Raw genomic sequence first — 10874 nt, forward strand, 5'->3', positions numbered from 1 at the left:
AGGCCGTCGGTATAGGCCAGTCGGGTGATCGCCGCCTGCGATCTCCGTTTCTCGGTCAGGTCGATCCCCGATCCAACGAAGCCCTCGAAGCCTCCGTCGGCATCGAAGCGGGGCTTCCCGCCGACCGTCAGGCCGCCCTGACCAAGCCGGAGATCGCCATCGAGGAGATCGACCGGGTGAGGACCGCGGGTGTGCGCTTCGGCTGCGTGCTCGCGGACGCCGGCTACGGGATGAGCGCGCCGTTCCGCCAGGCGCTGAGCGAGCGTGGCCTGTCCTGGGCGGTCGGCATCCCTGCCCGGCAGAAGGCGTATGTGGCCGATGTCGCGATGATCTTCCCGGTGGCAGGCCACGGGCGGCCTCGCCAGCACCATATCCCCGACAGCAAGTCCGTCGCTGCCGAGACGCTGCTGGCCGGGCAGTCGTGGCGACGGGTCAGCTGGCGGCGCGGTACGAAAGGGCGGCTGACCGCCCGCTTCGCGGCATTGCGCGTGCGCGTGGCCGACGGTCCGACTCAGCGGATCCGTGACATGGGCAACCAGCATCTGCCGGGCGAGGAGGTCTGGCTGGTCGGCGAGCATCGCTCGACCGGCGAGCGTAAATACTACCTCTCGAACCTGCCGCCCGACATGCCGCTGGGGACGCTTGCCGGCGCCATCAAGGCACGGTGGATCTGCGAGCAAGCGCATCAGCAGCTCAAGGAGGAACTCGGCCTCGACCACTTCGAGGGTCGATCATGGACCGGACTGCACCGACACGCGCTGATGACGATGATCGCCTACGCCTTCCTCCAGTCCCGCCGCCTCACCGCCGCGGGACGGAAAAAAAAGAGTCGGGGGACCACCACCGCAACCGAGCATGCCGGCCGTCAGACAGGCGATCCTCGACTACTTCGCACGACCGCCTCCGACGCGCTGCCCCCATTGCAGTAGACCGCTCGCGACCACTTCACCTACCAACCTGCCAAAGTAGTGCTAGAGAAGGCGGCATACGCAAACGGCGGAGGCGTCGCGACCGTTTGGGAAGCGAAGCCAGCTGGCAAGTTAAAGAGGATTATCTACGGGGAGCACCCGGCCGACTGGGGCATCATTACGCCCGCCGCGCAACTCAGGCCGAACGGACGCTACAGAGTGTCGGTCCATGCAGGCCCTGACCACGGCAGTGAGGACTTCAGCCCGTCCAAGCTACCGCGTTGTCAGATGTGACTCAATCATTCCGAGCAAACGTCCGCTTCCCACCAAGCCCCACCCGCGCTTAAGCGCAAGGCGAACGCCGGCAGCGAACAGGCCGCAAGCGCCCACAAACGGCCCTTCGTGCGCGACATTATCTTGCCCGGCGGTGGACGATGACCGGCGTGTTCGATGCCATGCTGGAAACGCTGGCCGAGGCGGTTGAGCGGGACACCAGCGCCGACATGATCGACAGCACGGTCGTGCGGGCGCACCACTGCGCGGTGGGGATAAAAAAGGAACTGGCCACGCCGAGGCGCTTGGTCGCTCGCGCGGCGGGTTCACCACCAAGCTCCGAGCCAGGTGCGATGCTCAGGGACGCCCGCTCGCCTTCGTCCTGACGCCCGGGCAGGCGCACGACGTCCAGGGCTTCCGCCCGCTCATGCGCATGGTCGCCAATCGGATCGACGCGCTGCTCGCCGACAAGGGCTACGATGCTGACGCGATCCGCGAGGACCTCGCCGACGCCGAGGTGGAGGCGGTAATCCCCGCCAAGGCCACCCCATCAGGTCAGCCGCCACTACGCTATGCTGATGGCGAGTTCGACCTCGTCATCAACCATTCGGATCTGACGCACCTCGACGAAGCGCACCAGGACGCTTCGCTTCCCCAGCGGCGCTCACGCCGTGCTGCTGCTCGACCAGACCGGGTGGCATGGCACGCGCAACCTCGTCGTGCCCGACAACATCACGCTGTTGCCGCTGCCGCCGCGCTCGCCCGAACTCAACTCGTCGAGAACGTCTGGCAGTTCATGCGCGACAACTGGCTCTCAAACCGCGTGTTCGCTTCCTACGCCGACATCCTCGACCATTGCTGCCGCGCCTGAACGCCCTCGTCGACCAGCCCTGGCGCATCATGCCCTCGACCTGCGCCGCTGGGCGCATCGGTCATGATCTCAGAGATCTGGTATTAGTAGCGCTCGTACCGCGACACTTTCGACAGCTCGACTCGGCACCGCGATTACCCGAGGTTGACAGATGGATGAGGTCTGCCGAACGCCAGGCTGGACACGATACCTTACAATATCTAGAAAACCTACATACGGTAGATAGAAAAGGGCCGGGGGAATGGGCACTCATCATCGGCCATCGCGCTGGAATGGGCTAGCTTTGCTAGGCTTGGCTTGTGGAGCGGCCGGCCAGGCATCCGCCCAGAGCGATCCCGCGTCGGCGGCACCGCCTGTCCCGACGCCAGTGGCGGGGCCGTTAAGCGGCATCCAGGACATCGTTGTGACCGCCCGGAAGCGCACCGAGCGTCTTCAGGATGTTCCGGTAGCCATAACAGCCTTCACCAGCGATCAACTCGCTAGATATGCCACACAGTCGCTCTCCCAAATTGCCGCGCAGACGCCCGATCTCCAGGTCGGCCCCCAAGCCGGCGTCGGCGAAAACGTCATCACGCTTCGCGGCATCGGTACGGTTTCATCGAGCACGACGAACGACCAGTCGGTGGCGCTCAACATCGACGGCGTCCAGGTGAGCCAGTCGAGCGCCCTCGCGCTGGGATTGCATGATCTGGGTCGAATCGAGATCCTCAAGGGTCCTCAGGCGCTCTTCTACGGCAAGAACAGCCCGGCCGGCGTCATCTCGCTCGTCTCACAGGATCCGGGGCACGACCTCGAGGTGATGGCAAGAGGCGGGTACGAGTTCGCGGCCGACCAGCGCTTCGTCGAGGGCACCGTCTCCGGACCCCTCACGTCGACAATCGGCGCCCGTATCGACGGCTACTACAGCAAGCAGGATGGCTGGTTCCGGAACGACGCCAAGCCGATCGCGCCGATCCGGGTTCCGCCGTCGGCGGGCGGCACCGGAGAGTCGACCTCGCAGAATATCGGCAGCAGTTTGCCGCGGGGTTCGCGTGTACGCGAATACTTCACCCGCGGCACGCTGGCCTACGCTTCTCCCGATCAAGCCTTCGACGCCAAGCTGAAGATAAGCTACGACAATATCACGCAGCGAGGAGGTTATGGCTTCCTCAATCAGATTGAAGCCTGCGCCGGCCCCGCTCCGCAGTATGTCCTGTTGCTCAATTCCAGCGGGTCACGCGATTGCAAGGTGAACCGCTACAACAATCAGGCAGACCTCTCCTCGGACGTGTCGAGCTTGTATCCGAAGATCTTCAAAAACGGCCGGCTTTATACGTTCAACAAACAGTTCCTCGCTTCCCTTGCTACGGACTATCATCCATCGGATGCGCTGACGCTTACCTCCGTTACCGGGTACTACAATCTCAAGTCTGGTATAGATGGCAACTTTGCTTATGGCGACCAGGATTTTATCGCTGCAGGAAGTTATCTAAATACCAAGCAGTTTAGCGAGGAGTTGCGCGCGACCACGAAGCTGAGCGGCCCCATCAACTTCATGGTGGGCGCATATTATCAGCATGTGAACCTTCGCGACCTCAGCGCCGTGGCCGTCGGGAATCCCCTATCGAAGGCGTATACAGGCGGCTTCCTGTCAGGACCGGTTCTTCTCGTCGATCCCCGATTGGGGCAGATAACCAACGCCTATTCCGCGTTCGGTCAGGTCCTGTACAACATAACGTCCACCCTTCAGATCACCGCGGGTGCGCGCTACTCGCATGAGGCTAAGAAGGTTTCGGGTCACGAGAACCCCAACTCGTTTACGGCGACCGGCTACGACATTCTATTTTCCCCGAGGCAACGATCTTTCAACAACGTTTCGCCCGAAGCGACGCTGACGTACAAGCCTGTCAGGAGTCTCACGCTTTATGCGGCGTACCGCCAAGGCTTCAAGTCGGGTGGTTTCGACCTAAATTCGCTGGTCGGGGGCTTCGGCAGGATCAATGCCGGTGACACGACCTACAAGCAGGAGACCGCGCGTGGTGGCGAGATCGGTGCCAAGGGAACATTGGCCGACCGTCAGATCGCCTTCGATATTGCGGTGTTCAATTATAAGTACGATGGATTGCAGATTTCGGCGTTCAACCCAACCTCACTCAGCTATCAGTTCACAAACGCAGGTTCAGCCACGACCAAGGGCGTTGAGGCCTCGATCCAGCTCCAGCCGGATCAGGTACGGGGCTTGAGCCTTCGCGGGACGATCGACTATGACAAGGCTCGCTTCGACCGGTTCACCAATTCGCCTTGCTACACCGGACAGTCGCAGGCCGCCGGCTGTTCGAGCATCGCCGGGAGGGGCGCCGACGGAAACGTCACGATCACTCCCGCTACGCCAACGGCGGTAGGGAACGCGCAGGACCTGTCTGGCCGGCCGCTTGCCCGGGCGCCCAACTGGTCTGGGAATGTGGGGGCAACCTACGAGCGCGAGATCGGAGGCGGATTGACGGCTTCGATCTCTTCGGATGCGCTCTATACGGGCAGTTATCTGTCGCTTCCCGAGGAAGATCCTCGTTCGCGTGTTCACGAGGCTTGGCGGTACAACGCCAGCATCAGGGTGCGCGGGCGTAACGATAAATGGGCGTTGGCGCTGATCGGCACCAATTTGACGAACGTCCTGCGCAGCGTCAGCAGCGCCGCGGTGGCGGGCAGCGGAGGAAAGACCGGAACCTCGGGTGCGTTTCTCGGCGACTTGATCGGTTCCGTCAGCGAGCCCCGCGCCGTGACTCTCCAGGCCACGCTTAAATACTAGCCCTTCCAAGACATTCCGAGGAGATGCAGATCATGTCCGGAAGTAGGTCCGCCGAGAGAAAGTTCCAGATTTTTCGCGAAGCCGATGCGCCCTCTTTGGAGGAGGCGCAGTGCATGCAGATCCTACCGTACAGCCCTGCGCAGGCGGAGGGCGTGAACGCCATGTTTAGCGCCGGCTCCGAACGGGGCGAGCAGGTTAAGGTGTTGTTCAGTATTCCCGGTTTCAGCCTGGCTCATGCTTGGTTTAAAAAGGATTTTCCGCTGCCGCTGCACAGCCACAACGTCGACTGCCTGTATTACATCGTCTCGGGGTCGCTGAAGCTTGGCTCTGAATGGTTAGGGCCATGTGACGGCTTTTTCATTCCCGCAGACGTGCCCTACACCTTCACTCCCGGCCCCGAGGGCCTCGAGATCCTTGAGTTCCGCCACGCGCAGACATTCGACTTCAAGATGGTAGCGAAGGGCGCCGGGTTCTGGCGGCGCGCGGCGGAGACCATGATTGCGCGCCAGGAAGACTGGAAGACTGCCACGCGGCCCGTGCTTAACACTTGAGCGGCCGCTACTTCCCATTTGGATAGCGACCGACGCTTTCAGGTGCGTTCGAACCGCCCCGGGTTTGCCGGAGGCTTGGGTTGTAAGTCACGCTACCATACCGATGTTGTCGGCGCAGCGTAACACTGTCCCTTGGCTTCGGCAGGCGGGATGTTGCCGATGGGTTCAAGCAGCGGACGGTGGTTGAACCAGTCGACCCACTCGAGTGTGGCGTACTTCGACGGCTTCGAAATTGCGCCAAGGTCCACGCCTGCGGATCACCTCGATCGTATTTCGACGTGCAACTGGGATCCGCCTAAAATTGGTGATCGCTTCTAATATGTAACACTACTCTGGCAAGTTAAAGGAACCGGCTGCAATCGTCTTTCCTTCTCGCGTGATCTGAGAGACCGAGTGGTCGCCGCTGTTGAAGGTGAACTGTCGTGCCGGGCGGCGGCGGAACGGTTTGGGGTGAGCGCAGCGAGCGCGATCCGCTGGCGGCAGCTGACGCTTCAGCACGGCACACCGGCCGCCAAGCCGTAAGGTGGCGATCGCCGCTCGGTCAAGATCGAGGATTATGCGAGGCTCATCCACGCTGCCATGGAGAAGCAGTCCGACATCACGCTGGACGAGTTGCGCACGATGCTGGCCGGGCACGGGGTGAGCACTAACACTACTTTGGCGGTTGGTAGGTGAAGTGGTCGCGAGCGGTCTACTGCAATGGGGGCAGCGCGTCGGAGGCGGTCGTGCGAAGTAGTCGAGGATCGCCTGTCTGACGGCCGGCATGCTCGGTTGCGGTGGTGGTCCCCCGACTCTTTTTTTTCCGTCCCGCGGCGGTGAGGCGGCGGGACTGGAGGAAGGCGTAGGCGATCATCGTCATCAGCGCGTGTCGGTGCAGTCCGGTCCATGATCGACCCTCGAAGTGGTCGAGGCCGAGTTCCTCCTTGAGCTGCTGATGCGCTTGCTCGCAGATCCACCGTGCCTTGATGGCGCCGGCAAGCGTCCCCAGCGGCATGTCGGGCGGCAGGTTCGAGAGGTAGTATTTACGCTCGCCGGTCGAGCGATGCTCGCCGACCAGCCAGACCTCCTCGCCCGGCAGATGCTGGTTGCCCATGTCACGGATCCGCTGAGTCGGACCGTCGGCCACGCGCACGCGCAATGCCGCGAAGCGGGCGGTCAGCCGCCCTTTCGTACCGCGCCGCCAGCTGACCCGTCGCCACGACTGCCCGGCCAGCAGCGTCTCGGCAGCGACGGACTTGCTGTCGGGGATATGGTGCTGGCGAGGCCGCCCGTGGCCTGCCACCGGGAAGATCATCGCGACATCGGCCACATACGCCTTCTGCCGGGCAGGGATGCCGACCGCCCAGGACAGGCCACGCTCGCTCAGCGCCTGGCGGAACGGCGCGCTCATCCCGTAGCCGGCGTCCGCGAGCACGCAGCCGAAGCGCACACCCGCGGTCCTCACCCGGTCGATCTCCTCGATGGCGATCTCCGGCTTGGTCAGGGCGGCCTGACGGTCGGCGGGAACCCTCGCCTTCGCCAAGCGCGTGGGATCGCCGGTCCAGCTCTCCGGCAGGAACAGGCGCAAGGCCACCATCACCGGCACCTCACGCGATGCCAACGTCACCGACACCATCGTCTGGCAGTTCGCGTTCTTACCCAGCGACGAGGCATATTGCGGCGCCACGCCGACAGAGTGCCGACCCTTCTTCGGCATGGCGGTGTCGTCGATGACGAGGAAGGCTCCGACGCCACCCACCAACCGGTCGGCCTCCCTCAGCAGCGCCGCCTCGAGCGGCGCGCGCTCCCAGACACCCGCGGCGACGAAGTGGTGGAGCTGGTCATAGCCGGCCTCGCCACCGCGAGCCGCCATCGGCTGCACGCTCTTGCGATCGCCGGGACCGATCAGACCAGCAACATACTGCGGGCACATCCTGCGCCGCGCTGGATGCGACAGCCCCGCCAGGAACGGCTCAAGCCATCGCTCCAGATCGCTTCGCCAGCCCTCGTCCACCACCATCGCCATCGATCCGTCAGCCTACACTGACACACAAGAATCAACGACGATTCCAGCCGGTTCCCTCAACCTGCCAAAGTAGTGCTAGCATTGCGACGCTTACCAAGTCTCTGAGTTCATGACCGATGCGCCCAGCGGCGCAGGTCGAGGGCATGATGCGCCAGGGCTGGTCGACGAGCGCGTTCAGGCGCGGCAGCAATGGTCGAGGATGTCGGCGTAGGAAGCGAACACGCGGTTTGAGAGCCAGTTGTCGCGCATGAACTGCCAGACGTTCTCGACGAGTTGAGTTCGGGCGAGCGCGGCGGCAGCGGCAACAGCGTGATGTTGTCGGGCACGACGAGGTTGCGCGCGCCATGCCACCCGGTCTGGTCGAGCAGCAGCACGGCGTGAGCGCCGGAGGCCACCGCTGTAGAGATCCCGGCGAGGTGGAGCGTCAGGCCCTCGGTGTTGCAGCGGGGCAGGACGAGGGCGGCGCCCTTGCCCTCGGGTCTGAGCGCCGTCGATGGGTTGGCTCGTCTCCTCAGTAGAGACCGCGTGAGCATGCTCTGGCGCACCACCTGCGCGTGATCCTGAAGCTGCGTGGCCGGCAGATCCTGCGCGCTCGTGGACGCGGCCGGCATCAGCGCCGCCAGGATGGTGACGGCGATAGCAAGATGCGGAGAACGACCTGTCATCAGCGGGATGAGCCGGTATAGCCGGCCCGACGGCAGAGCGATGTGAGTCGAACGACCTGCGAGTTGCCGGCACCGTACTGCTTTCGAAACTGCGGCAGCGTGGCGCAAGCCTCCGCCTGCCGGCGAGTCGATGCCGCTTGGGCACGTGACTGCGCCTGCCGGTGCGCCGCTGCGGTTCCGGCGTAGCCGTTCATGGTCGTCGGGTTCAGCGCCGTCACCTGCGCAACCGCTGGCGAGGCGCTCACCACGGCGGCAATCAGGATCGCCTTCGGAAATTTCATAGCTCGTCCTCCTTGCCGCACCTGCAAAGGTAGCCTGCTCCGCCAGCGGTCGAGGGATGGCCGGAGGCACTGTCCGTGACAACCCCTCGTCTCGAGCGCTATAAGTTAGGAATGACCGGCTCAGCGTCCAGTTCAGCCGTTGCCGTGCTGCTCGCGCTGCTGCTCGCCGTCGGGTGCAATCAGGCGGGCAGCGCGCCGGCGAAGTCCACTGTCGGACTCGAGGCTAGCTCACGGTCCGATCCACGGCCGACGCCGGAACGGCCGCAAACCCCGCCGCTCTCTATATTGCCGACCTCACGCGGGCCGTGGCTGGGGAAGAGAAGGTGCGCTTTCCTGCCTGGGTTGGCGGCATCGGCGGCATGAGCTGCTCGCTCCATACGCTCAGCGGGACTAACTCCGCTTCTCGCGTCCTGACCCTGACGCTGCCGGCCGAGCTGGCCGCGCGCCGTCACGTGCTGGCGGTGGTCACACCAGAACGTGGGCTGCTGGAGATCTACTCCCCCTATGACGACGACGCTGCGGAGGCCGGCGACCTCCTAGTCCCGTCCGAGATCCTCTCCTGGTCCAAGGCGCGCGCGCAGAGCCGCTTCACCGTCAGTACCGACGACCTGGACGGCCTGCGTCCCGGCCTGAACACGCCGGAGGTGCTGTTCCTGGAGTCTGGCCGTTATCGGTTTGCGCTGGTCAACGGCATCGACGCGGCGCTGTTAAAAACCAACGGTGCCGCAGTGCGAGTGACGGCGGCCTGCTCTGTCGACTGGGCGCCGCAAGAGGCCAGAGCGGGGGCGACCCGTCTCTGATCCGCCATTTCTTGCCATTGCTCAGCGGCTTTCACGACCCATTTGTGGTCACTCCGAGCTGCTTGACCGCTCCTCAACTTCCGCCGTCCGTTCACATCCGCTCGGCGGTACACCCATGGGTCACGCCGGCAGCCACCGCCGCGCGCAGCACCGCGAGCGCTGCCTCGCGGTCCCTTGGCGGACCGAACACATGCGGGCCGGCGAGCTGCATCGCGCCATAGCCCATCCGCGGCACGCGGCGGTCGCCGAGGATGAAACTGCCGGCCTGGTCGATCGTCTGCATGGGACTTCTCCTTCGCGCCCCAGCTAAGCGTTGCCGATCGCGGCGATAATCCGGCATGATCCGTACGGGCCGTGCGGGAAGGCGAACAATGAAACCCGATCTTGCTGACCTCAACGCGTTCCTCGCCGTCTCACGGGCGCGTGGCTTCCGCGAAGCGGCGCGTACTGCGGGGGCGAGCGCATCGACACTCAGCGAGGCGGTCCGCCGGCTGGAGATGGCGCTCGGCGTCCGCCTGCTTCATCGCACCACCCGCAGCGTGACGCCGACCGAGGCCGGCGCACGGCTCCTGGAGCGCCTCGCGCCAGCGCTTGGCGACGTCGCTGCGGCGCTAGATACGGTGAACGAACTTCGCGATGGCGTCAGCGGAACGCTCAGGCTCAACGTGCCGGTCAGCGCCGCACGGCTGGTGCTGCCGGGGATCCTGCCCGGCTTCCTCGCCGCGCATCCGGGCATCCGCGTGGAGATCGTCGCCGAGGACGGGTTCGTCGACGTGCTCGCCTCGGGCTGTGATGCCGGCATCCGCTATGACGAGCGGCTGGAGCAGGACATGATCGCTGTGCCGATCGGCCCGCGCGTGCAGCGGTTCGCGACCGCCGCCGCGCCCGTGCACCTCGACCGGCACGGTCGTCCCTCGCACCCACGCGACCTGCTCGGTCATCCCTGCATACTCGGACGTTTCACCAGCGGCCGGCTGACCGCGCCGTGGGAGTTCGAGCGCGGCGACGAGATGGTGCGGGTCGAGCCTCAGGCGCGGCTGATCGTCGGCGTCGGCGGCGCCACGGATCTCGGGATCGACGCCGCCATCGCCGGCGCCGGCGTGGTCCATCTGTTCGAGGACTGGCTGCGACCGCATCTGGCGACCGGCGCATTGGAGCCGGTGCTGGAGGATTGGTGGCAGCCCTTCTCCGGGCCGTTCCTCTACCATCCGAGTCGCCGGCTCGTGCCACCGCCGCTGCGCGCGTTCATCGACCACTTCCGAGCGACCTGACCCACTTTCAGACGCTCATGACGGATTAGCCGGTGCCCGGATCCGACATTCGTTCACCTTCATCGAGAGCTTACTCGCTGGCCATATCAGGTCTCAAGCCCAGCATTCGCGGCGAACTCACGGTGAAATGAAAACGGCCCCAAGAAAAGCTTGGGGCCGTCAAATAGGGTCTCGGAAGATCAGGGACTGTATTTGCTACGCCCGAAGAACGGGAGCGCCGTCACATGCTATGTGTAGTGACCCCAGTCTCTGCCGCCTCGCTGCCGGGAAGCGGGTTAGAGTCGTGAATATGGTCGCCCTGCCCAGCCGGGGGCGTACCGTCGTAGGATGTGCCTGACACCCCATCCAGATTGACCCCCTGCTCCTTGAGCTCAGGGCTTGTTTGAAAATACCGATTCGTCTTCACGGTCCCGCTCGGGAGCGTTGTCTCCTTGCTCGTGGCAGTGATGCCGTCGACGTCCTCG

Annotated in this window: 6 protein-coding genes and 7 pseudogenes; 8 read left to right on the plus strand and 5 right to left on the minus strand. The window is 64.4% G+C overall.

Features of this window, described 5'->3' with window-relative positions; genetic code table 11:
- Nucleotides 1-107 precede the first annotated feature (107 nt).
- The 5 genes and pseudogenes from ACOFKX_RS07750 to ACOFKX_RS07770 all read left to right on the plus strand — a co-directional run.
- Nucleotides 108-929 (plus strand): annotated as a pseudogene (locus tag ACOFKX_RS07750) (IS701 family transposase); the annotation flags it as partial.
- A gap of 514 nt (nt 930-1443) precedes the next feature.
- Nucleotides 1444-1662 (plus strand): annotated as a pseudogene (locus tag ACOFKX_RS07755) (transposase); the annotation flags it as partial.
- 178 nt (nt 1663-1840) lie between these two features.
- A pseudogene (locus ACOFKX_RS07760) lies at nt 1841-2119 on the plus strand (transposase); the annotation flags it as partial.
- Between the two features lie 336 nt (nt 2120-2455).
- A complete protein-coding gene (locus ACOFKX_RS07765; RefSeq protein WP_419826449.1) occupies nt 2456-4837 on the plus strand; it encodes a TonB-dependent receptor in 2382 nt (793 codons plus the stop codon).
- Between the two features lie 23 nt (nt 4838-4860).
- On the plus strand, nt 4861-5388 hold the full coding sequence (locus ACOFKX_RS07770) for a cupin domain-containing protein (protein ID WP_419826450.1): 528 nt from the start codon (nt 4861-4863) through the stop codon (nt 5386-5388).
- A gap of 92 nt (nt 5389-5480) precedes the next feature.
- Here ACOFKX_RS07770 and ACOFKX_RS07775 read toward each other — a convergent pair.
- A pseudogene (locus tag ACOFKX_RS07775) lies at nt 5481-5652 on the minus strand (IS3 family transposase); the annotation flags it as partial.
- Between the two features lie 117 nt (nt 5653-5769).
- Here ACOFKX_RS07775 and ACOFKX_RS07780 point away from each other — a divergent pair.
- A pseudogene (locus ACOFKX_RS07780) lies at nt 5770-5871 on the plus strand (IS630 family transposase); the annotation flags it as partial.
- A gap of 208 nt (nt 5872-6079) precedes the next feature.
- On the opposite strand, the gene ACOFKX_RS07785 reads toward ACOFKX_RS07780, so the two are convergent.
- The 3 genes and pseudogenes from ACOFKX_RS07785 to ACOFKX_RS07795 all read right to left on the minus strand — a co-directional run bounded on the left by ACOFKX_RS07785 (nt 6080) and on the right by ACOFKX_RS07795 (nt 8339).
- Nucleotides 6080-7387 (minus strand): IS701 family transposase, encoded by a 1308-nt coding sequence (locus ACOFKX_RS07785; protein ID WP_419827377.1) that lies wholly within the window; start codon nt 7385-7387, stop codon nt 6080-6082.
- Nucleotides 7388-7500: 113 nt separating this feature from the next.
- Nucleotides 7501-7953 (minus strand): annotated as a pseudogene (locus ACOFKX_RS07790) (transposase); the annotation flags it as partial.
- A gap of 104 nt (nt 7954-8057) precedes the next feature.
- Nucleotides 8058-8339: a hypothetical protein gene (locus tag ACOFKX_RS07795; protein WP_419826451.1), complete on the minus strand. Its 282-nt coding sequence runs from the start codon at nt 8337-8339 to the stop codon at nt 8058-8060.
- A 305-nt stretch (nt 8340-8644) separates the two neighbouring features.
- On the opposite strand from ACOFKX_RS07795, the gene ACOFKX_RS07800 reads away from it, so the two are divergent.
- Nucleotides 8645-9139, plus strand: a complete 495-nt coding sequence (locus ACOFKX_RS07800) for a hypothetical protein (protein ID WP_419826452.1) — start codon at nt 8645-8647, stop codon at nt 9137-9139.
- Between the two features lie 100 nt (nt 9140-9239).
- On the opposite strand, the pseudogene ACOFKX_RS07805 reads toward ACOFKX_RS07800, so the two are convergent.
- Nucleotides 9240-9422 (minus strand): annotated as a pseudogene (locus ACOFKX_RS07805) (oxidoreductase); the annotation flags it as partial.
- Between the two features lie 88 nt (nt 9423-9510).
- On the opposite strand from ACOFKX_RS07805, the gene ACOFKX_RS07810 reads away from it, so the two are divergent.
- A complete protein-coding gene (locus ACOFKX_RS07810; protein WP_419826453.1) occupies nt 9511-10410 on the plus strand; it encodes a LysR family transcriptional regulator in 900 nt (299 codons plus the stop codon).
- Nucleotides 10411-10874: the final 464 nt, after the last annotated feature.

The sequence above is a fragment of the Sphingomonas sp. genome (genome assembly GCF_965200105.1).
Classification (GTDB): Bacteria; Pseudomonadota; Alphaproteobacteria; order Sphingomonadales; family Sphingomonadaceae; genus Solisphingomonas.

Coding starts and splice junctions, on each gene's coding strand:
- ACOFKX_RS07770 (WP_419826450.1), top strand. CDS start 4,861: ATGCAGATCATGTCCGGAAGTAGGTCCGCCGAGAGAAAGTTCCAGATT.
- ACOFKX_RS07785 (WP_419827377.1), bottom strand. CDS start 7,387: ATGGTGGTGGACGAGGGCTGGCGAAGCGATCTGGAGCGATGGCTTGAG.
- ACOFKX_RS07795 (WP_419826451.1), bottom strand. CDS start 8,339: ATGAAATTTCCGAAGGCGATCCTGATTGCCGCCGTGGTGAGCGCCTCG.
- ACOFKX_RS07810 (WP_419826453.1), top strand. CDS start 9,511: ATGAAACCCGATCTTGCTGACCTCAACGCGTTCCTCGCCGTCTCACGG.